Annotated in this window: 23 protein-coding genes; 10 read left to right on the top strand and 13 right to left on the bottom strand. The window is 42.5% G+C overall.

Features of this window, described 5'->3' with window-relative positions:
* Nucleotides 1-41 precede the first annotated feature (41 nt).
* Nucleotides 42-965 (top strand): sugar transferase, encoded by a 924-nt coding sequence (locus tag QYC40_RS01235; RefSeq protein WP_301991947.1) that lies wholly within the window; start codon nucleotides 42-44, stop codon nucleotides 963-965.
* On the opposite strand, the gene QYC40_RS01230 is transcribed toward QYC40_RS01235, so the two are convergent.
* Nucleotides 962-1654: an FkbM family methyltransferase gene (locus QYC40_RS01230; RefSeq protein ID WP_301991946.1), complete on the bottom strand. Its 693-nt coding sequence runs from the start codon at nucleotides 1652-1654 to the stop codon at nucleotides 962-964. The genes QYC40_RS01235 and QYC40_RS01230 overlap by 4 nt on opposite strands.
* A gap of 96 nt (nucleotides 1655-1750) precedes the next feature.
* Complete coding sequence (locus tag QYC40_RS01225; protein ID WP_301991944.1) at nucleotides 1751-2545, bottom strand: hypothetical protein; 795 nt, start codon at nucleotides 2543-2545, stop codon at nucleotides 1751-1753.
* Nucleotides 2546-2905: 360 nt separating this feature from the next.
* Here QYC40_RS01225 and QYC40_RS01220 point away from each other — a divergent pair, with 360 nt between their 5' ends.
* From QYC40_RS01220 to QYC40_RS01190, 7 genes are all read left to right on the top strand, one after another.
* Entirely contained in the window at nucleotides 2906-3664 is a 759-nt protein-coding gene (locus tag QYC40_RS01220; RefSeq protein WP_301991943.1) for a glycosyltransferase family 2 protein, read from the top strand.
* Nucleotides 3645-3881 carry a DUF3820 family protein gene (locus QYC40_RS01215; protein ID WP_301991942.1) on the top strand — a complete coding sequence of 79 codons (237 nt, stop codon included), beginning with the start codon at nucleotides 3645-3647 and terminating at the stop codon, nucleotides 3879-3881. Before QYC40_RS01220 ends, QYC40_RS01215 begins: the two co-directional genes overlap by 20 nt.
* An 88-nt stretch (nucleotides 3882-3969) precedes the next feature.
* Nucleotides 3970-4941 carry a rhodanese-related sulfurtransferase gene (locus QYC40_RS01210; RefSeq protein ID WP_301991941.1) on the top strand — a complete coding sequence of 324 codons (972 nt, stop codon included), beginning with the start codon at nucleotides 3970-3972 and terminating at the stop codon, nucleotides 4939-4941.
* Nucleotides 4942-5026: 85 nt separating this feature from the next.
* The gene (locus QYC40_RS01205; RefSeq protein ID WP_149527330.1) at nucleotides 5027-5368 is read left to right on the top strand and encodes a TM2 domain-containing protein; all 342 of its coding nucleotides are present in this window, start codon (nucleotides 5027-5029) and stop codon (nucleotides 5366-5368) included.
* Nucleotides 5344-5778 (top strand): DUF2752 domain-containing protein, encoded by a 435-nt coding sequence (locus tag QYC40_RS01200; protein WP_367652329.1) that lies wholly within the window; start codon nucleotides 5344-5346, stop codon nucleotides 5776-5778. Before QYC40_RS01205 ends, QYC40_RS01200 begins: the two co-directional genes overlap by 25 nt.
* Nucleotides 5754-6212, top strand: coding sequence for a DUF4870 domain-containing protein (locus QYC40_RS01195; RefSeq protein ID WP_301991940.1), 459 nt, complete (start codon nucleotides 5754-5756; stop codon nucleotides 6210-6212). The genes QYC40_RS01200 and QYC40_RS01195 overlap by 25 nt, the downstream gene beginning before the upstream one ends.
* Nucleotides 6209-7003: a M48 family metallopeptidase gene (locus tag QYC40_RS01190; RefSeq protein ID WP_301991939.1), complete on the top strand. Its 795-nt coding sequence runs from the start codon at nucleotides 6209-6211 to the stop codon at nucleotides 7001-7003. Before QYC40_RS01195 ends, QYC40_RS01190 begins: the two co-directional genes overlap by 4 nt.
* Here the strand turns inward: QYC40_RS01190 and QYC40_RS01185 are convergent.
* From QYC40_RS01185 to trmB, 8 genes are all read right to left on the bottom strand, one after another.
* Nucleotides 7000-8439 carry a M28 family peptidase gene (locus QYC40_RS01185; RefSeq protein ID WP_301991937.1) on the bottom strand — a complete coding sequence of 480 codons (1440 nt, stop codon included), beginning with the start codon at nucleotides 8437-8439 and terminating at the stop codon, nucleotides 7000-7002. The genes QYC40_RS01190 and QYC40_RS01185 overlap by 4 nt on opposite strands.
* A 217-nt stretch (nucleotides 8440-8656) precedes the next feature.
* Nucleotides 8657-9574, bottom strand: coding sequence for a sugar phosphate isomerase/epimerase (locus QYC40_RS01180; RefSeq protein ID WP_301991936.1), 918 nt, complete (start codon nucleotides 9572-9574; stop codon nucleotides 8657-8659).
* 3 nt (nucleotides 9575-9577) lie between these two features.
* Nucleotides 9578-10900, bottom strand: coding sequence for a Gfo/Idh/MocA family protein (locus QYC40_RS01175; RefSeq protein ID WP_301991935.1), 1323 nt, complete (start codon nucleotides 10898-10900; stop codon nucleotides 9578-9580).
* A 21-nt stretch (nucleotides 10901-10921) separates the two neighbouring features.
* Entirely contained in the window at nucleotides 10922-12436 is a 1515-nt protein-coding gene (locus tag QYC40_RS01170) for a RagB/SusD family nutrient uptake outer membrane protein (RefSeq protein ID WP_301991934.1), read from the bottom strand.
* 10 nt (nucleotides 12437-12446) lie between these two features.
* Complete coding sequence (locus QYC40_RS01165) at nucleotides 12447-15749, bottom strand: TonB-dependent receptor (RefSeq protein ID WP_301991933.1); 3303 nt, start codon at nucleotides 15747-15749, stop codon at nucleotides 12447-12449.
* Nucleotides 15750-15837: 88 nt separating this feature from the next.
* On the bottom strand, nucleotides 15838-17076 hold the full coding sequence (locus tag QYC40_RS01160) for a FecR family protein (RefSeq protein WP_301991932.1): 1239 nt from the start codon (nucleotides 17074-17076) through the stop codon (nucleotides 15838-15840).
* A gap of 69 nt (nucleotides 17077-17145) precedes the next feature.
* Entirely contained in the window at nucleotides 17146-17745 is a 600-nt protein-coding gene (locus QYC40_RS01155) for an RNA polymerase sigma factor (protein WP_301991931.1), read from the bottom strand.
* Between the two features lie 198 nt (nucleotides 17746-17943).
* The gene (trmB, locus tag QYC40_RS01150) at nucleotides 17944-18597 is read right to left on the bottom strand and encodes a tRNA (guanosine(46)-N7)-methyltransferase TrmB (protein WP_301991930.1); all 654 of its coding nucleotides are present in this window, start codon (nucleotides 18595-18597) and stop codon (nucleotides 17944-17946) included.
* 56 nt (nucleotides 18598-18653) lie between these two features.
* On the opposite strand from trmB, the gene QYC40_RS01145 reads away from it, so the two are divergent.
* Entirely contained in the window at nucleotides 18654-19595 is a 942-nt protein-coding gene (locus tag QYC40_RS01145; RefSeq protein ID WP_301991929.1) for a GDP-L-fucose synthase, read from the top strand.
* Here QYC40_RS01145 and QYC40_RS01140 read toward each other — a convergent pair.
* From QYC40_RS01140 to QYC40_RS01130, 3 genes are all read right to left on the bottom strand, one after another.
* Entirely contained in the window at nucleotides 19592-20146 is a 555-nt protein-coding gene (locus QYC40_RS01140; protein WP_301991928.1) for a hypothetical protein, read from the bottom strand. The two genes, QYC40_RS01145 and QYC40_RS01140, sit on opposite strands and share 4 nt — an antisense overlap.
* 6 nt (nucleotides 20147-20152) lie before the next feature.
* Complete coding sequence (locus QYC40_RS01135; RefSeq protein WP_301991925.1) at nucleotides 20153-20644, bottom strand: hypothetical protein; 492 nt, start codon at nucleotides 20642-20644, stop codon at nucleotides 20153-20155.
* Nucleotides 20645-20730: 86 nt separating this feature from the next.
* The gene (locus QYC40_RS01130) at nucleotides 20731-21000 is read right to left on the bottom strand and encodes a YtxH domain-containing protein (RefSeq protein WP_149527343.1); all 270 of its coding nucleotides are present in this window, start codon (nucleotides 20998-21000) and stop codon (nucleotides 20731-20733) included.
* Nucleotides 21001-21303: 303 nt separating this feature from the next.
* On the opposite strand from QYC40_RS01130, the gene bla reads away from it, so the two are divergent.
* Nucleotides 21304-22206 carry a class A beta-lactamase gene (gene bla, locus QYC40_RS01125; protein WP_301991924.1) on the top strand — a complete coding sequence of 301 codons (903 nt, stop codon included), beginning with the start codon at nucleotides 21304-21306 and terminating at the stop codon, nucleotides 22204-22206.
* The last annotated feature ends 72 nt before the right edge of the window (nucleotides 22207-22278 follow it).

Genomic DNA, 22278 nt, shown 5'->3' with positions numbered 1-22278 from the left:
AACTCCATATATTTGAACCATATAGATAGTAAAACCCCTTCATGTTAGCACCGATTGCACTATTTGTTTATAACAGACCCGTTCACACTAGAAAAACACTACAGGCTTTAGAAGCCAATAGACTGGCTGATCAGTCTGAAATCTACATCTTTTCCGATGCTGCAAAGACGGCCGAGAATATCGACGATGTCAACAGCGTGCGCGCTATTATTCGGGAACCCTGGAAGTTTAAGCATATTTATATCATTGAACGTGGACAGAATAAAGGTCTTGCCAATTCTGTTATCGACGGGGTAACACAGGTGCTGCAGAAACATGGGCGCATTATCGTATTAGAAGATGATTTGGAAACGTCCCGCTTTGCGCTGACTTATTTCAACTCGGCATTGAATCAATATGCCGAAAATGAGAAAGTGATGCAGATTGCAGGCTATATGTATCCTGTTAAGAATCCTAAATCGCTCCCCGAGTCTTTCTTCTTTCGGGTAGCCAGCAGCTGGGGATGGGCGACATGGGATCGTGCGTGGAAGCATTTCAACCCCGATATCGAAGAACTGACGAAAGATTTCAAACGCCGCGACATCAAAGCCTTTAGCGTAGATCATACCGAGAACTTCTGGAAACAGGTGAAGCAATTCAAAGCGGGGAAGATCAACTCCTGGGCAATCCGCTGGTACCTATCGGTCTTTAATCAGCAAGGCCTGGTACTCTATCCGCGTAATTCTTATATTCAAAATACTGGAACTGACGGCTCCGGAACCCACTCCGATGTTGATCAAGTCTATAAAGTACAATTGGCGAAAACGACCATACGGAAGTACCCGACGATTGTAGAGGAAGATCCTATAGCGCTTTCGGAAATCAAGCACTTCTACAAGAATAGGAAAGGAACATTTTTCGAACGCTTAGCTCGATTCATCGAAAAGAAAATAAACCAACGGAAGGCTAAGAAAGCAATGCGCTAGCGCGTATCGGCACGCTTGAACACCAAGGTGCGCTTCGTTTTTCCGGCAAGTTCGTACCCTTTCTCATTCAGAAAGCGGTAAACCGCCGACTGGCTCAAGTCCTTAATGCTTAGCTCTTCCTCCACCAACACGAATATGGGCCTATAACGCTCCCAGTCGTTCGACTGCAATACGATATAGTCAAATCCCTCCGCATCGATGGAAAGAAAGTCAATCTCCTGCCCTTTCGGCAAATGCTTATCCAATACCTCCGAAAGCGGTAGTGTAGGAACGGGAATGCTTTTTATCAAATGGTATTTTGCATTCAAGCCGTCTCGCTTCTCCGATATCTCCTGTGAAAAGCCGTTTAAGGCCGGCTCGTTGAAACAATAGTAGGTCAGCTCCTGCGGACTCTCACTGATTCCAATGTTTAAATTCACATCCCGACGTCGGAAAAACTGAAACCATTTCATCGCTTCCGGTGATGGCTCAATATTAATCCCACGCCAGCCTTGTTTATAAAAAAACATCGTATTCGAAAAACGATAGGGATGGTGTGCACCGACGTCTACATAATAGCCTTTGTAGCGCTTGCGTGTTTCGTAAAAACTGCGGATGAGCATGTCCTCGCCCTCTTGTGAATAAGATCTGGAAAAGAAAAACTTATCGATCGGAAAGTATTTTAAAATGGTCTTTTTTAATGAGGGCATTCAGTTTACTGGTTTAACTTATTATATAACAGCAATAAGTTACAAATAGTATCTGGAAAGATAAAGAATGGAGCGTGTTTTAGTAGAATTCCTGTACTACTTATTTCTCTTCAACATCTGCTCATAATAAGGGGACTGCAAGGCCTCCCCTTTTAAATCCTCGAAATTCTTCAAATAGCGCTTATTCCCTTTATCCATATTCGATTGGAAGAACACAAAAAAGCTGCTGACTGCTTCATTTCCAAAGGAAGCCGTCAGCTTATCAAACTCGTTTAAAAATGCTTCATCCGCATTGGTATCCTGCTTATAAGCTTCAATCTGCTGATACTTCTCCTTGCTCGATGCATCCTTCTCATCTAAAGCTTTGTAATATACCTGGCTTAGCTCCTTGATTTTCGATTCCTTGCGAGCAATAAAGTCATGGTAAGCTTTCCAATAGGTTTCCGCAATCGCACAGCTGCTGCACTCTCCTAAATTTAAATTAACCTTTTCCACCTCGTTCATTTCGATATCTTCAGCGCGAAGACCCTTATCAAAGGAAAATTTATAATCTGTTTGCTCCTTCGGATTGACATAGAATGTCTTGTTGACCAAGTACTGCGTGCCTAAGCCCTGCTGAAACTCCCGGTTCCGCAGATAATGATGCGGAATATAGGTTCTCGGCCAGCGCAGCATGACGATATACATATCCTCCGGCAGTCCCGAAATCGTAACGAAATCACCCACCGGCACGACGGTATCTAATATCTCTTGCCCCGTCATATAATGAGAGAACTGTATCCCTACAGAGTCCAGATCCAAATTTTCGACAGCAAGACGTACATCAGAACCAGAAGATTGACAGGAAGTAAAAGAAATCCAACAGAGCAATACAAGCGAGAAAAAGCGCATTAAAAAAATCAATAAATGGTTAAATCGCGAAAATACCATTGGAATACATCAGCATATTCTTAACTAATTTCGCTACACAAACTTAAAAATATTTCGCAAAAATAGAAATGCGATGCGACGATAATTTGCAGATAGCTTGTTCAAGGCTTACTCGTAACTTCGTCTGCTTAAAACCCTTTCACTCCCCTTTCAAACCCAATGTATAACCCAATCAGAAGCGCTCCGAAAGGGCTTTGATTTGGGTTTAATTTGGGTATGTTTTGTGAGTGTCTTGAAGCAGTCCTAAATTTTGGCAGAATCCGGACGAATATAATACCGCGATATTGCGTACTTTTGTATTTTGAAATTCGGGACATCAGTATGCTTGAGAAGAAGCCAAAAATTTCCATCATCACCATTGTGTACAATAATGTTCGGGACATCCGTTATACCCTAGCCTCTGTTGCTAAGCAGGATTATCCGAATATTGAATATATTATTGTGGACGGCCTATCTACGGATGGAACATTGGATGTTATCCAGGAATTTAGGCAGCATATCAGCATTTTGATTTCTGAAAAGGACAAGGGCATCTACGATGCGATGAACAAGGGATTGCGCGCAGCAACAGGCGATTATGTATTATTCTTGAATTCCGGTGACGAGCTTTTTGCGAGCGATACTTTGAGCAAGGTTTTCGGTTCTGCTCCTGATGCCGATATTTATTATGGGGAAACCAAGCTCGTGAATGAGGATCGGGAGATACTCGGCGACCGTCGTCATGCCTGCCCCGAGCAGTTCGACTGGAAGTCGTTTAAATATGGCATGAATGTATGCCATCAGGCGATCTACGTCAAGCGCAGCATCACTGAACCCTATGATTTGCAATATAAGCTTAGCTCGGACATCGACTGGGTGATTCGTGCAGCGAAAAAGGCAAACAAGATTGTCAACGTTAAGGATTATGTAGCCAAATATTTAGTCGGGGGCATGTCGCAGCAGCGACATAAACAAAGCCTAAAAGAACGATACGAGATTTTCAAAAAATATTACGGTTTTATCCCCAATCTATTTAACCACGGCATTATCGCCTTGCGCTTAATGTTACATCGATTTAAAAATGGCAAAACAAGAGACTGATTTGTTCCGTCCCGAGATGCTCATTGAGCTGGCGAATGCGAAGATGCCCTTTGGCAAATATCAGGGTTACCTGCTTTGCAACCTACCGGAGCCGTATTTAGTATGGTTCAAGAAGAAGGGATTTCCTCCCGGAAAATTGGGTATTCAACTGGCAAGTCTTTATGAAATCAAGGTGAACGGACTTGAATATTTATTGCGCCCTTTGATCAAAAAGTGATGCGTATCAATTTTTATTTTTCCTAATTACGTATCTTTGCGTATAATTTTTAACATTAAACGCCGTTTGCAGCGGTATCAATGAATATATGGCAAAATATCAAACCCTGCTGTACTATTGTTACAGCCCGATCGAAAACGCAGAACAATTCGCTGACGATCATTTAAACTTTTGTAAATCCCTTAATCTAGTAGGTCGTATTATTGTTGCTGACGAAGGCTTGAACGGTACTATTTCCGGCACACCTGAATCGGTAAAAACGTATATGGATACGGTACACGCGGATCCTAGATTTGCGAAGACGGAATTTAAGATCGACGATGTGGAGGAACTATCCTTCATCAAAATGCATTGTCGATACAAAGAAGAAATTGTACACTCCGGACTTAGAGACCCTAAAGTAATCGACCCTAATAGACAGACAGGTAAGCACCTGGAGCCTCAGGATTTCATGAAAATGAAAGATGATGAGGATGTGGTTATCCTGGATGTTCGCTCAAATTATGAGCATTCCGTAGGCAGATTTAAGAATGCGGTTACCTTAGATATTGAAAACTTCCGTGAGTTTCCTGAAAAGGTAAAAGAATTGGAGCAGTATAAAGGCAAGAAAATCCTGACCTACTGCACCGGCGGTATCAAATGTGAAAAGGCATCTGCATTATTATTGAAAGAAGGTTTCGAGGATGTTTATCAGTTACACGGCGGAATCATCAAATACGGTAAAGAAGCTGGAGGAAAAGATTTCGAAGGCAAATGCTATGTATTTGATAACCGCGTTACGGTCGATGTGAATTCGGTAAATCCGGAAGTCATTTCTACTTGTAAGAACTGTGGAAAGACAACGTCGAAGATGATCAACTGTGCCAATCCGGTTTGTAATGAGCACTTCACGCAATGCGATGAGTGTGGTTGGGAGATGGACGGCTGTTGTTCAGACGAGTGTAAAACCCACCCTCGCAAGCGCGAATATGATGGCACCGGATACTATGTAAAAGTTCCGCAACCGGTGAACGTTGAAAAAATTAGCAAACGCAAGCATAAGAAACTTATTAAAAATTAAAGTTTTCTATATTTATCAAAAAAATCCATTTATCTTAACAGCATAAATGGATTTTTTATTAACTAACAAATAACCACTAAACACAATGGAAAGCCAAAGAGTTGACATGTTTTTAATGTCTCATAACAAGTACTTTGAATCCTATCATTTAATGGAAATCAAAGACTTACTAACAAAGGCGGACGACAGCAAATTTACCAACGTACAAATACAACAGTATAAAGATCCGACGACGGTATTGATTGTATCCTTACTAGCGGGCCCTCTGGGTATTGACCGTTTTATGATCGGAGATACAGGACTTGGCATCGGTAAACTGTTAACATGCGGCGGCTTCGGCATTTGGGCAATCATTGATTATTTCTTGATCATGGGTGCTACGAAAAGCAAGAACTTCGAAAAATTAGTACAATCATTGAGTTACTAAAAACGATATCGGCAAAGAACAAACTATACTTTACGACAGGTATAGTTTGTTTTTTCGGACTTATATGGCTTTACATCGATTATCATAGTCCGACAGGAACAACCTTATGCCCAATTAAGCATGTGACGGGTTATCCCTGTCCCTCCTGCGGAACAACAAGGTCTGTTAAAAGTCTGCTAGACGGCGATCTTATGCAAGCCATCATGATTAACCCCTTGGGTCTGCTGGTCAGTATGCTTGCTATCGGAATTATCATGCTGATGCTGACCGATCTACTTTTTCGAAAAGATTACTTTTTCCGAGCTTACCGTTGGATAGAGCACACGCTGCAGACCCAACGTCTGTTGAGTATTATCTTAATTCTTTTCATCCTTTTAAATTGGATATGGAATATCAAGAAAGGACTATAAACTTCTCGCCAAGAGAAATAACAGAGAATGAACGAGAGTATGCTTCCAATAGCTACCTCATGTCATTGTTTGCCCTCTTTGTGGGCTTACCCCTCCCCATTTTTAATCTTTTAGCGACGGTCATCTTTTATCTTGGCAATAGGAAGTCGACTGCCTTTGTCAAATGGCATTGCATGCAAGCCTTAGTATCGCAGCTGTTTATCTTTTTCTTTAATACGGTTGCGTTCTGGTGGACGATACGTATTATTTTTTGGAGAGATGAGATCCTGACCGACGCGGAATTCAATCGTTATTTTTCCTACCTGAGTATCGTTATCCTCATTAACATCATCGAGATTGTTTCGACAATCTATACGTCTGTACGAACCAGAAAGGGCATACATGTGCGTTGGTTTTTATTCGGTGATATCACAGATTATTTGTTCAAGAAATGAAGATAGTAGGCAAGTTTATATTACTATTAGTGAGCATTGGCGCACTGTATTTTGGTCTTTCCCAGATTAACTGGAGCAAGCTCTTTGAATTGGACGAGAAGCAAGAAAAACTGGAGAAGCGGCTGGGCAAGTTGGTCATTAATGAGCTAGAGAATACGATGACGGTGGTTCGAGATGATAGTGTCAAGCAAATTGTAGACTCTCTTTTCAATCCCTTGGCGTCCAAAAATGGCATTTCGCGCAAGAGTTATAAAATCATCGTTGTAGAGGATTCACAGGTCAATGCATTCGCATTGCCTGATCGACATATTGTTCTGACTACCGGTATCATTAATTTTTTGGACAGCGCGAACTACCTCTCCGCAATACTAGCACATGAGATGGCACATTGCGAAAAGAAGCATGTGATGAAGTCGCTGATTACGCAATTCGGATTAGACTTGCTATTGTCGGGATCTGGCACATCGGAAGTAACCAACTTCCTGACCGGGCAAGCCTTCAGCAGGAAGCTAGAACGCGAAGCCGATGAACAGGCTTTGGTCTACTTAGTAGAGGCTCGTGTAAATCCAAAAAGCCTCCAGCAGGTGATGGAATTATTTGATGTGTATCTAACTGGCGATCTTGACCTGACTTGGGCATCCACGCATCCCTCGCCCAGCGATCGCAAAGCCTACATTGAAGCTAAGATAGAAACTTTGAGCACTGATGAGGATTACGCTGCTCCGATACAATCGAGTACCTGGAAGAAACTGCAATCGCTCTTAGCCAACTATTCAATAGAAGTCGATTAATCTTGCCCCCATCGCCATTCACCGGAAATTTTCAGCGGCTCTTTCATTCCTTTTTCTTCAAGAAACTGTTTAATAGCCGCATCCGATAGTTTGATTGCGGGGATTTGATTCGCATTCGCTAAAGCATACAGTAATGCTGCACTCACGCGGACGGTCTGCTCTAAGCCTCCTTTATCGACCAATCCAAAAACATCACGGTTAGAGTGATAGTACATCCCTGCATTATTTGGCAATGCGCCGCCTCTACCTGTGGCGGTAGGGATACCCTGAAGCATAAAGGGCTGATGATCGCTATGTAGGCCTGCAGCGATGGTATTCTCGTTTTTAAATTTCTCGTCAACCTGCGCATATACCGCGCCCCACTGATCAAAAAGCACTTTCATTTCTTCCCTTGTGGTGGTAAAGCCGGTAGGAGCATTTACCATATCGAGGTTTATCATATACTTGATCTGCTCAATTTTGCCTTCTTTAATTGCTTGATCCACGTAGGCTTTCGCCCCCAACAGGCCTTGCTCCTCGCCCATGAACAGTACGAAATCAATCGAGCGCTTGTTTTGGAATGCTAGCTTCTTGAAAGCTCTGGCAATATCAATGACAGCGAAAGAGCCAATCCCGTTGTCAATTGCTCCGGTTGCCAGGTCCCAGCTATCCAAGTGGCCGCCAATAACGATTTTTTCGTTCGATAGGCTCGTTCCTGGAATATGCACCAGCACATTGCGAGCCGTTGCTTCGCCAGACTTATTCTTCATATCGATTGCCGCCGATATGGGCTGTGACGCTAGGGTTTCTTTCCATTTCATCCCGTCTTCAAAACCAATGCAAACCGCCGGAATGTTGATCAATTTGCCTGTAATCGATGCTGTACCGGTCAACAGTACATTGCCTTTTACACTATTGATAAAGATAATGCCCGCCGCACCGTATTTCTCCGCAAGTGCGGTTTTCTCCGATCGGTGCAGATTCTTTAAACCCGTTCCTGAATTCGGCAAAATATGAAGGAAGACCAAGGCTATTTTATCTTTTACTTTATCGCCCACACGCTGGTAATCGGTTTCTAACCCATTCCCCAGATCGACGAGCTCGGCCTCAACTTTCGCGCGAACGGGAGAGTGCGCCAAGGATACGGAAGGGACCTCCTGTTTATTGAACCGCAGCTTCAATGATTTCCTGGACCAGGCCTCTGCAGAAAAAGGCTGATAGGAAACTTGATAGCCATAAGACTTTAATAGATCATGCACATAGGTCTCTGCTTTCTTTCCGTTTTTAGAACCGGTAAGGCGGTGTCCAATCTTTTCTGTACTATATTTGAGTCGATCGTATGCTTCCGAATGTTGGTTGATATCCTGAACTATATTTTCAAAATTTTCTTTTAAAGCCTCCTGGGCGAATGCAAATTGGCTTAAAAATAATAGGCTGATTAGGTAGATTCTTTTCATAATAGATTGAAATTACGAAATCTTCATGTAAATGGATGGGTTGAGATTTTAATAGCCTTATTATTCTGAATAAATAGGCATCAAACTGTACGCAAAACGCAGAGCCCTTCAACTAAAGGGCTCTGATAGTAATTTCTATATGTTGTTTATGCTATCTATAATCTATACAACATATTGTTTCATGGATAGGCATTCAAACCGGATTAGTATGAGCCCATTAATAATGCGCAATGATATCATCCATTTGTGCTGAGATAGTTTTTAATCTATTTCTATCTCCGCCCGGTATTTCTACAGTTATCCATTGGCCTTTGTAATTGACCTCGCGCACTTTTTTCATGACTGTTGCCCAATCGATATCGCCTTTGGTCAGTTCTACATTGAATCCTTTCCATAGGCCTTCATTGTTCATCTTCTCGCGGCTGAATTCTTTGATATGGAGCTTAAAGATACGCTTGCCAAGTACTTCGATCCAGTGTTCTGGCCAGCCGTAGCGAAGGACATTGCCGATATCAAAATACCATCCGACCAGGGGGTGGTTTATTTCGTCGACAAAGCGTGCTGCTTCAATAGGACTTAAAAGAAAATTGTTCCAAACGTTTTCTAATCCGATTTTCATGCCGGTCTTTTCGGCGGCAGGGATTAATTTACGAACGGAGTCCAGCGCATTGTTATAAGCTGTTTTATAGGATACTTTCTCGTTCACAACGCCAGGCACAACGAGTACAGTATCACCGCCTAGTTCCTTGACTTCCTGCAGCGACTTCGCACAGGAGTCGATGATAAACTTACGAACTTCCGGATCGGGATCCGACAGCGGTTTTGACCAATGGTCTTTATTGACCAATGTTGGTATTTCTATTCCTGAGGCTGCTTTTGCTTTCAACAGATCTTGGATTGAATGGGCAACCGGGCTGTTGAATTCAATGCCATCAAAGCCTAAATCTTTAACCAGTTTGAATTTGTCGACCAACGGAATCTCCTCCTTGATCATATCAAAGCCTATCCCCTTTTTAAGTTTTCCTTGCATTGCGGAGTTAGAGAAGCCGAAATTAGCTGCTGCTTGTAGCTGAGGCGCAACAATCGACGACCCGGCTAATATGGCTGCAGATTTTAAGAAATTCTTTCTGTTCATAGTTTAGATTTTAATGTTTACACCAGGAATAGCAATCGGTAAATCGTACTTCATATCCCATGAAAATTCCGTCGGACTATAGGTTTCATTAGACGCTAACGCAGCGTCTAGCGTTACTGTTTGTCCGGAATATGCTGCCATCCTACCGGCTAATGCCACTAAATTAGATTTTACCATCCATTCTCCATCATTTTTTGGTTTATTTTTTCTGATGGATTCGAAAAGCTCATCATGTTCTTGTTGATACATGCTTCGCGAGTTGGATTTCTTGTAAGCATTCTCGTCCGTAAACTTGGTTTCATCATCATATTTCCATGGTGATTTCCCGGTGATGCTATGGACGCCTGTACGGCAGTCAACAAGGCATTTACCCTGCTCGCCGACCAATTCGACCATGTAGGACGGTGCAGTATTGCTTTGCTGTCTGGACGAGAAATACGATTTGGAGCCGTTTGGATACTCATAAACCAAAGCGAAGTGGTCATAGATATTGCCAAATTTCGGATCAGTTCTTTTTTGGCGTCCTCCGGACCCTGTGACCTGGATTGGCAGCTGATCGCCCATTGCCCATTGCAACATATCCATACTATGGATCGCCTGCTCAATAATATGGTCGCCGGAAAGCCAGTTGTAGTACAACCAATTTCTTAGTTGGTATTCAAAGTCGGTCCATTCTGGTTTTCTTTCTTTATACCATAATTCGCCGGTGTTGTAGGTGCTTTCAGACGCTAGGACATTCCCGATCTGACCATTCAATACTCTGTTGAACGTTTCGCGCTTTGGTAGGTGATAGCGCCAGCAGAATCCTGCAACAAGAGCTAAGTTCTTTTCTTTGGACTTTTGTGATGCGGCTATTACGCGACGTAGGCCAGGTGCATCCACTGCGAAAGGCTTTTCACAAAAGATATGCTTTCCGGCATTGACCGAGGCCTCTAAGTGGCTTGGTCGGAATGCTGGTGGAGCAGCCAACAAGACCACATCGACGTCTGTCGCTAATAGTTTCTGATAGGCATCTAATCCCACAAACTGGTTGTTTTTAGAAACCTGTACTTTCTTGCCCATCTTTTCGGTAAGCGTCTTATGCGACTCGTCCAGATGATCCTGAAAGGCATCCGCCATAGCATAGAGAATGACATTGGGGTCAGCATTGAGGGCCTCCATGGCGGCGGCCGTTCCACGACCGCCACAGCCAATCAGTCCTACCTTTAATGTTTTATTATTTAGCGACCATACCCGTTCTGATGCAATGCCTGATTGATTCAGTAAGATGCCCGACATGGTCGTAAGGCTTGCTGCTTTGATAAATTTTCTTCTTGAAAAAGTCATATTCGTTAGGTTTAGTGTTGATTAAGGGTTTTGTTTCAAATTGCTATTTCTATTGATTTCTGCCTGTGGAACATAAAATACTACGCGCGGGTCTGTAGGTAATACCTTTTGCGTGATATTCGTTGTAGGCGTATTATTCAAAGAATGCGTTCCTGGATAATTTCTTTCCATCGGCATATTGTTTCTGAACAAGTCGTAAGCACGGTGGCCTTCGAATGCTAGCTCGAGGTATCTTTCTTCCATTACAGCATCAAGAATGGTCATTCCTGCAGTTTGCAGATTGCTTGTCGTGCGTAATGCGGCGCCAGAAAGTCCGGCACGCTGGCGCAATAAATTAACATCAGCGATGGCTTCTGCGGTATTTCCTAACTTTGCTTGTGCCTCTGCCCGGATCAGGTAGATTTCCGCAAGACGTAGAAAGATTGGCGAGCTCAGGTTGATCTGTCCTTCTTGCAAAGCATATTTATTGACATAATACATCGGTGTAACCGGAGTCAACTTCTGATTGTACTGAAGTTTTCCGTCCAATAGATAGGGGGTGATAAACGAGTTTCTTAAATCATTCGGATAGGTTTGTAGCAAATCGTAGTACTTTTTGGAAGCGTAGATTTCCGCCCATCCGCTGACGCCCTGTCCTAGTGGATTTCCCGCGACATCACCACTGAAATACATGGAATTGATTGAGCTCATGCCTCTGTCCTCCACTTTGGTGTGGCGAATACAAAAGATGGTTTCCCTGTTATTATCCGGGGAGCTTTTGAAGAATCCTTGATATTCGGAACCCTCTAAGAGCGAATAACGTCCTGAGTTGATGACTAGGTTGGCATATTTGATTGCATTTGCGTTGTCTTCCATGTACAGGTAAACACGCGACAGCAAAGCATAGGCAACTTCTTTGGATGCGAAGGAATTGCTTTTGTTTTCTGACATCAATTCAGCAGCTTTCAACAGATCCGCAAGAACGAAGTTATACACTTCTTTTACGGAGCTCCGGGTCAGGACAGCGGTTTCCTCATCCGTCAATCCTTCTCTCAAGATCGGCACGCCCATATTTTCGCCTTTCCCTTGTGGATAGGGGCGTCCGAACACACGTACGAGATAGAAGTGAACCATCGCGCGTAGGTAGAGGTTTTCACCTTTCAGTTGAAGTAGACCTGCTGAGGCGTTGTCCGGCACGAACTCGATGACTTTGTTCGCGGCAGCAACAATCTTATATGATTGGGACCAGAAGTTGGTGGCATGGCCGGAGGTATTGATATGGTTATAGCGATATGCGCGTGTTAAGTCATCGCCTGAAGATTGTCCTTGTGCTACGGCATCGCCAGGGTATTCCATCAGGAAGTGGCCGCTACGGATGTATGCTTCGCTTTTAAGCAATGCGTAGCTACCAATAGTGGCGGTTGCGACATCGGCTTCATTGGTCAATGCAGACTCTTCATCGATATATTCAGTTGGGTCGTAGTATTTTTCACAGGAGAACAACAGCGTAAAGCATGCTATGAGTGTTATCGAGCGATATAGTGATGCTAATTTCATTTCTCTAAGTTTAAAAGGTTAAGTTTAGACCAAATAGGAATCGTCTTGTTACCGGATATTTGAAGCTCGACATACCTGAGCTTAAGTCTACCTGGCTAAGCGAAACTTCAGGATCTGGTCCTGAAAAATTGGTTAATGTCCATACATTGTCCGCACTTACGAATACATGCAGTTTGGATAAACGCATCTTGGAAATTACAGACTGTGGCAGGTTATAACCAAGCTTGATATTTCTTAAGCGCAAGTAACTTCCATTTTCCAGATAACGTGATGAGGACTGATTAGACTCCTTATTTCCGCCGACAATTGGTTTCGGATGTGTTGCATTGTCCCCTGGTTTTTCCCAACGTGTCCATCCGTCTGGCAATACCATGGAGTTGAAAGCCTCGTAGAGACCATCATTATCAAAATACGCACGGGTATCGTTGTAAACATAGTTACCATAGACAAAGTTGAAGAATGCCGAGAAGGTGAAATCTTTGTAAGTTAAAGCATTATTCATACCTCCAGTAAATTTTGGTGCCGCGGAGGTTCCTGTGAACTGGCGAGAGTCTGAGGATGCTGCTTCGCTATACTTGTTCGTTGTTGTTTTGGTTTGATTGCCATTGCCATCCACAGTAATCTTTTCCCAAAGGGGATCTCCATTCTCTGGATCTACGCCCGCCCAAATCGGGAAGTTATAAGCATCCATATCATAACCTACAGCAATTGGCTGTCTCGCTCCCGGGTTGAATACTTTTGCCCCATCACTCAACTCCAATACTTTGTTTCTGTTGAATGCCATGTTGAAATTAGTTTCCCAAGTGAAATCCTCCTTCTTGATGTTTTGAGAAAGAATGCTGAACTCAAGGCCTCTGTTGCGTACCGACCCTGCATTGACCCACACATAGCTGTAGCCGGTTGTTGCTGCAAGAGGTTTTCTGTACAAGAGTTCACTTGCTTTTTTCTCATACACATCTAAGCTTACTGAAATGCGGTTCCATAGGGAGAAGTCGGCACCGATATTGGCGGACTCGATCTTTTCCCAGCTTAGGTCTGGATTTCCTTTTTGATAAGGCGCTGCTCCCGGAAGACCGGAGTAGCTAGCCTCTTGCGTGATGCTGTATAAGCCTCGCGCACCGAAGTTAGAGATACCATCGGCATTACCCACCGTTCCGTAAGATCCTCTGATCTTTGCGAAGCTGATAGCAGGATGATTTTTTAGGAACTCCTCATTGGTTAATATCCAGGAAGCTCCCAATTGGTAGAAGTTTGCTGTAGAATTATTCTTTCCGAACTTGGAAGAGAACTCATTGACAAAGGAACCGATTAAGAAGTATCGATCATTGAAGTTGTAGTCGGCTTGCGCGAGATACTTTCTGAAGCCTACTTGATCTCTGGCTCCGCTAGGGTTCTGCAGAATGCCAGTAGCAACAGACATCACATCCTTGCCGGCAGGAAGCCCTTTTCCGGAGGTGTTAGCCCAAGCTGAAGTGGTCGTTTCAACTTCGGCGGCACCTAATAGCACGAGGTTATGCAATCCGAATTGCTCGGCATAGCGAACGCGGTTGGAGGTTAGGTATCTTCTGTACTCGTCTGTCCCGTTGTATAGCTCGCCAATGTTTGCACCACCCTGTTTGGTTCTGCGATCGTAGTAAGTCGCGGAAGCTCCATTACCTAATTGGATACGGTTATAGCTGGATAGCGTTAGCTTACTAGTCACGTTATAATCTAGATTTAAGTCTCCACTTACTTCCCAGTTTTTCGAGCGATTGTAGTTGTACTGCAGGGAATGTAGGAAGTTTTCTTTCTCACGACCTGTCCAGCCTTCATAGAAACGTCCATCGATAGGGTTTCCGTCGGCATCGTATGCCGGGTCGAAAGGTAATCCTGTATAAGCATCATACATGGTATTGCTATTCTCCAACTCATTCTTGTTGACCAATCCATTGACATATACCGCTGCTTTGAAACGATCGGTAATCTGTACGTTCAGGTTGTTACGGAAGTTATAACCCGTATTGCCTGTACCTTGAAGTGTTCCCAGCTCTTTGTAGAAAACACCCGACGTATAGTACTGCACTTTCTCGGATCCTCCAGAGATGGAAAGGTTATGATTATTGACATAACTGGTTCGGAAAGCAAGATCCCACCAGTTGGTATTGTTCTCTAACAACTTGGCATCGCGGTTGTAGAAGGTGTTTTGGAAGTCGTATAATTCCTGAGAGTTCATCAAGCGGAAGCTTCCTGTCGTCGCCTTCCCCATCCCGAAGGAGTTATTGAACTCTACTTTGGTCTGTCCGGGCTTTCCTGTTTTGGTGTTGATGATGATAACACCATTGGCAGCTCTGGAACCATAAAGACCAGTCGCAGCGACATCCTTCAATATGGACACAGATTCGATATCCGCAGGGTTATAGGTACCTCCGATATTTCCATCAACTACTGTTAGAGGTGAAGTACTTGCCGATATGGTACCTGCTCCACGAATAAGCACTCTAGGAGGGCTAGAAGGGTCGCCAGATGCCGTTGAAACGACTACCCCCGGTGCTTTACCTTGTAACATGCTTGGAAGATCATTGGCAGTCACGTCTTTCAATTTTTCTGCTGATATGGTGCTCACAGAGCTCGATAAGTAACGAACTCTTTGAGTTGAATAACCCACGACAACTACTTCGTCAAGGTTATCCACCTGTCCTACTAAGGTTGCATCTACCTTTGCCTGTCCGTTGATTGGGAGCTCCTGACTATTATAACCCATTGCCGAAAAGACAAGTACTTGAGCCGACTGCGGAAGAGAAAGACTGTAATTACCATCGTTGTCAGTGGAAGTACCGATATTCGTTCCTTTCACAGTCACCGTTACGCCGCTGAGCGGAGACCCTTGATCATCAGTTACTTTTCCCGTTACAGTACTTTGCTGCATTGTCGCAGTAGTCTTAATGATGTTTGTGCTACTCTTCGGGCTGCCATTGGATTCTTTGATCACAACCGTGTTGTTGTTGATTTCAAAGGTGAGATCCGTTTCAGATAAAACCTGTTTAAGAGCGTTCTTATAGTAGACATTCGTTACATCGATCGTCACCTTTTTTTTTGCGCGGTTAACCAAGGTATTGTTGTATAAAAGCTCTAAGCCTGTCTGCTGTTGGATTTCATCCAACACCTTTTGTAGGTTAGCATTTTTGAATCTTAAGGAAACATTTTGCGCATAACTTGCTGCAAATGTTTGCACGAACATTAAACATACGATGAAAACAATAAGTTTAACGGTCATAATGCCTCTGATCAGCTTGCGCCGATCAAAGAGCGTCGTTTTAGGGTTGAGTTTTCTCATTGGTTAATAGATAGGGTTATAAGTTTAATTGATTGAATGCTTTAACAGCCCAATACCGCTAGGCTTCGGACTACTCAGAATTGAAAATTTACGTGCCTTTGCTAACGATAATCCTCCTGTCTTTAATTTGAAATTTATAATTCGATATCTTTTCCAGGTTCTGGAACAACTCGGACAACTTGCGCGTGCGCTTGACCGTACCGCTAAAACGGTCGGTTGTTTTGTCGGTTATTTCGATCTCTTCTATGTCGTACCAGGTTTGCAGCTTTTCCATAACGCTGTATATATCCTCATCGGCAAATTTGAATAAGCCTTCCTTCCAGGCTATTTCATTGGCGATATTCACATGCGCTGTATCAATCTTGCCGTTGTTCAGATGTGACGCCGACCGCATGCCGGGCGTCATGTGCATCTGCTGTTGTTTAGTTTTAACCAATACAGATCCTTCCTCCAAGGTGGTGACCACCTGCTGCCTCTTTTCATCGGTAACTACATTAAAGGAAGTCCCCAAGACGTTAATTTGCGTCTCATTGGCATTCACGATAAAAGGACGCTGCTTATTATGGCTCACTTGGAAATAGGCTTCGCCTTTCAAGGACACACGTCGCTCTTTTTCTGTGAATGTGTTGCTGTAACTTAATTGGCTCGCGGAGTTGAGCAGTACATGGGAACCGTCCGACAAGATAATGTGCGAGACAATGCCTTTGGGCGAACGGAAAGTCTGTTTCATATTCGGCGCAACACTTACAGCGCTAATCTTAAACTGAAGTTCTTTATTCGCTTTTTTGATAACCTCAATTCCTCGACTGCGCAGGAGCGCTGAATCAGCATTGAGGAGTGAAAGAACCTCCCCATCTTCGAATAAGATGGTTGCTGCATTTGTTGAGGGAAGAGAAATGTCGTATTTCTTTGCGGAAGAGGTATTAGTATCTGTCGCTGTGCTATTCCATAAGACAGAAATCATAAAACAAAGACCAAGAAAGCAGGCCGCGACCAAAAACCACTTCTTGGGATTGAGAAATTTGATAATATTGGATTTAAGCCCCTCTGCGCTTTCGGGCTTTTCAGGCGCAGACTTATCCCCGCCGAGCAGCGATAGTTCTTCTGCCCGCTTCTTATCAAGGTTTAAGAGGACTCTATCGAGTATCTCCTGATGTATTCTCAGCGGAGGACTAGTTTCCTCTGTCGCAAGCTCTTGAAAGATTCGCTCCTTTATGGTCGTATCCTCATCACACTGAAGGCTATCCAGAATAATCTGTAAGTCTTCTCGTGTCGAGTGACCAGCAAGATACCTGTCAAAAGCGATTTGGATATCGGATTTCGGCATTGGTCAGTTTAGGTTTTATAAGCTAATACGCTTAACTCCTAAAAAGTACCTACTGATATTTGAAAAAAATTAAAGTTGACACCACAAGAAGACAAAAGCTGTTAGCAATCTATACTGATATAGGGGTAAATTACTTTTCAATAAGGAATTGGCTTTCGTCAGATGGTTGTTGACAGTGGACTTGCTGATATTCAGGGTTTCGCAAATCTCAGCGTAGCTCTTTCCTTCGATCTTAAACAATATGAAGACCTTCTGGCACTGTGGGGGCAGTGCTTTTATCGCATTCATCACGTTTTCTTGTGTCTGTTTAAAAGTGAGATCCTCTTCAATATGTTGATAATCCTCGGCATACTGCTTAATAAACTCATTCCTAAAGCGTTCGTCTAAGGCCATTCTTCTGAAATGGTCGTATACTAAATTTTGTGCAATGGTAAATAGGAAGGGTTTCAATGATTTATCAGGATCTATTTGATCCCTCCGCTCCCACACCTTGAGGAAGAGCGTCTGGAGAATCTCTTCGGCAGTTTCGTCGGATTTGACAAGTCGAATGATACGACCGAGCAGTCGAAGGCTATACCGCTGGTAAAGCTGCGTAAAAGCATGATAATCCCCTGATTTTAAAAGGAGAAGTAACGTTTGCTCATCATTATATGGCTCATAAGTCTTCACTATCAGCTAGATTCAAAAAGGTATTGCAATGGGTATTGGTTGAATATCAAATATAAATAAAAAAGTATGTTAGCAAAATAGATACAATTGTTTTAAACCGATTTTGCTATCAGATTGTGCAAGCTTTTTTAAAGACAATACCGTATCTAGCCACCTTTTAAGGTAGCAATGATCAGAAATAGGAAGATCTAATGCTGTTTACTTTTTAAACTTCCACTGCATGTAATTGATGTTCTTATCTACCGCAAGGTATTTTTTCTCATAATACGTTTTGATAGACAATACTTCATCCACTAAATCGGAATGATAAAGGTCGGTGGTTTCCTTCAACTTCGGAAGGTTCTGCAGCTCAATCTGTTCTACCGTATATGCGTAGAAGCCGTCGTTGTCCGTCTTCAAGTGCATAATACCTTCCGGAACAAGGATGTGTTTATAACGCTCTAAGAATGCAGGATTGGTTAAGCGCTTTTTCTCGCGGCTTTCTTGTGGCTGCGGGTCAGGGAATGTGATCCATATTTCAGAGATCTCAGCTTCAGCAAAATACTCTAGAATCGTCTCAATCTGGATTCTTAAGAATCCCACATTCGATATACCCTCTTCAATGGCCGTCTTTGCACCTCTCCAGATACGATTACCCTTGTAATCAATACCTATGAAGTTCTTTTCTGGAAATAACTTGGCCAGATTGACGGTGTATTCTCCTTTTCCACATGCTAATTCAAGGATAAGTGGTTTGTCATTTTTAAAGAAATCGGATGCCCATTTACCCTTGAAAGGTTTACCGGCATCTAATTGTACAACATTTGGAAATGTAGCTACTTCTGCAAATTTTCTAAGTTTATCCTTACCCATTACTTTGAATTAAGTCGCAAAAATAACCTTATATTTGTACTAATCAATACTTTCTCGTGGAAAAACAAGCGAAAATATACGTTGCAGGCCATCGTGGTATGGTGGGATCTGCGATATACCGCAAATTAACAGAACTAGGATATACCAATATCGTCACTAGAACATCGAAAGAGCTCGACCTTCGTGATCAGCAAGCAGTTAAAGAATTCTTTGAATCTGAAAAGCCGGAGTACGTGTTCCTGGCGGCAGCTAAGGTTGGCGGGATCATGGCTAACAATACTTATCGCGCGGATTTTATATATGAAAATCTCGCTATACAGAATAATGTAATTCACTTTGCGCATGAGAACAATGTGGAGAAACTGATGTTCTTAGGTTCTAGCTGTATCTATCCGAAGATGGCCCCTCAGCCATTGAATGAAGATTATCTACTGACAGGCACTTTAGAGTACACCAATGAACCCTATGCAATTGCAAAGATCGCCGGTATCAAAATGGTAGAATCCTATCGTTTGCAATATGGCGACAAGTATATTTCCGTAATGCCAACGAATCTTTATGGCATCAATGATAATTACCATCCGGAAAACTCGCATGTGTTGCCGGCGCTGATCCGAAGATTCCACGAAGCTAAGGAAGCCAACGCGCCATCAGTTAGCATTTGGGGAACCGGAACTCCATTACGTGAATTCTTGTATGCCGATGATTTAGCAGATGCTTGTGTTTTCTTGATGGAGAATTATGATGAATTGCAATTCATCAACATCGGAGTAGGAGAAGATATCAGTATTAAAGAATTAGCAGAAACTATCCAGGAAGTTGTCGGATATAAAGGTAAGCTGGAATTTGATAGCAGTAAGCCAGATGGCACGCCAAGAAAGCTGATGGATGTCAGCAAATTACATAGCCTGGGTTGGAAGCATAAAATAAATTTAAAGGAAGGTATAGCTTTGGCTTATCAGGATTTCATATCTAAGGAAAACGAAAAACGAGACTAATAAGTCTCGCTGTCCTTCGGAATTCCGTAAATATTGTCTTGCACACTCTCCTCTGCAGTGATCATTGGAGGGTGTTGCGGAGGCGCCACTTGAGCCGTAGCGACTTCAGCATCCGCTAATTTTTCTTTCTTCTTTTTCTTCTTCGGCTTAATAAAGGATGTTATCTTATCAATTACCGAAGAAACAGTAGTCTGGTTAACCTCACGCGCAGCGGTTTCTGATGCAAAAAGGACAAGCCCCTTTTTCAACCAGCTAGCATTTTTCAATAACGTACGATTGAGTACCAATGGAAGTGCGAGTTGCACCGTCTTAGTTAACCAGTCTGACTTGCCGGAACCCTTCTTAGAAGTAATTCCCGAAACCAGCCCTTTTACCATATCAACACCCGGCACATTAGAAACAACCATGTTAAAGATTCGAGCAGGTGCTTCTACTTTGTGTTTCAAAAGTTGATATTGATTCACTAAAAATTGCTCATGCTCTTTCTTCTCTATCTTCAGACGAGCAATCTCAGTTTGTAAATCTGTAATATTTGAAATTTTGATTCTCATAGTTATCTATACTCGCTCTTTATCCTCTTGTTCTTGTTTCAATTCTTCTTCGGCTATCCTTTCTTCTGCTGTTTCTGTAGCCGTGTTGCTGTTATTGGTCGATGCATAAGCTGTATCAGCATTAATCTTCTCCTCTTCATCATCATCTGGATCATCCCACTTCGCTAGGATTCGCTTAATCGATAGGTTCATGAACTTCGCTTCCAATTTCGGTTCAAAAGCACGAATCAATAGAATGATGATCAAAAATATCCCTCCTGTTGCCAGAAAGCCTAAGGAGTTGCTTCCGAGAAGTTCGCCAAGATAGAAACCTAGAGCGAGCGACCAAAAGAATATCACTAAGAGTGTCAACAACAACTTACTGGCATCAACGATTAAAGACCCGATTATCCGCGTCATCCGCGAGATCGCTTGCAACTTTAATAGTTCGAACTGTGTGTCGAGATACTCCTTTGATTTCTTAAAGGATTCTGAAAAAGAGAATTTTTGTTCTTCCATGCATTGATTTGATTAAATAGAGCTGCCGAATAAGCTATTGACAGCTCTATTAAATTATGTGAATAAGTTTACCTAAGTAAACGAAATTACGCGTGTTCTTCGATTTCCTCGTCAATCATCGACTCGGCTTTACCTAATTTGGTCTTTAAAGTAGCTACTACCTTTTCTTTAAAATCATTCAATTGATCGAATTGTTCTTCAGCGCGCTCTTTGATTGCATCGCCTAAATCAGCTAATGATTCGTTGATTTTTTCTCTCGTATCAGAACCTTTGTCTGGCGCGAATAAAATTCCTAATACAGCTCCTGCTGCCAAACCAGCTAATAAAGCTGTTACGATTTTTCCGTTATCATTCATCTTAATATAGTGTTTTGTTAGTTATACAATTATTAAACTCCACTTTCATTTAATATAACAAAAAAAAGACCGTTTCGTTTTTATTTCCTAAAACTTTGTGGAAACTTAATTCTAAATGACAAAATAGCATTTATTATGTTTCAATAAACCGTTAGCCCTAATTTAATCTTCTTTTCATGAAGTGTCTTATTTCTACAACACCTTGTCTACTTAGACGGAAATTTTAACGAAGAGTTTAAAGCAGATATTTAGCGAAATACAATATTTTTTCAGGAAATTCGTTAGCCATAAAAACATGAAAAGATGTATAAAAACCTGAAAAGTATCCTTCCGATGATCGTTCTACTTCTGTTAAGCTCCTACAGCAATGCACAGAATAAAGAACAGTTGAAAACAGATATTGAAAACATATTGGCGAAGTATAAAGCGAAGGTCGGCGTAGCGATACACAATCATGATTATACAGACAGCCTGATAGTCAGCGGAGATTATCACTTCCCTTTTCAAAGTGTTTATAAGTATCATTTAGGAATTGCCATCCTAGATCAAGTTGATAAAGGGGTTTTAGCATTGGATCAACCTGTTAAAATTTCTAAAGAAGCAGTGACAACTGAGATGTACAGCCCCATCAAAGACAAATATCCCAATGGAGTTACTTTGACGCTGCGAGAGGTATTAGTATACACAATTGCAGCCAGCGATAATGTAGGCTGCGACGTACTGTTCGAACTAATCGGCGGCCCCAAACATGTCCAAAAGTATTTCGAGGATAAGGGATACAGCAACCTCTCGATCAAACTTATTGAAGCTGTACAACAGAAGGAATGGAACAGGCAATTCGAAAACTGGACAACAGTAGGTTCGAGCAACCAGATACTATATGATTACTATACGAACAGTAAGAAACTGCTTTCAGCGAGCTCCCATCAATTTCTTTGGGATACTATGCGCGGTACAACGACGGGGCCAGATCGACTAAAGGGGGACCTTCCTAAAGGTACCGTGGTAGCACATAAGACAGGCTACTCTGGAAGGAACAGAACAACCGGTGTAATCGCCGCTGTCAATGATATTGGCGTCGTTAGTCTTCCTGACGGCAAAGTGTACTATATTTCGGTTTTTGTAACCGATAGCGAAGAGGGCGAGCCGCGAAGCGCAAAAATCATCGCAGAGGTATCAGCAGCAGCCTGGAAGTATTTCAACTAAACTTTTAATCAACAGCCTCTTATCAAAGAATTAATATTAACTATAGAATAAGTTAATTATTTTTATAGAAAT

It is taken from the genome of Sphingobacterium sp. BN32 (assembly GCF_030503615.1).
Taxonomy (GTDB): domain Bacteria; phylum Bacteroidota; class Bacteroidia; order Sphingobacteriales; family Sphingobacteriaceae; genus Sphingobacterium.
Note: the sequence above shows the minus strand (reverse complement) of the source record. Positions and strands in the feature narration are given on the sequence as shown.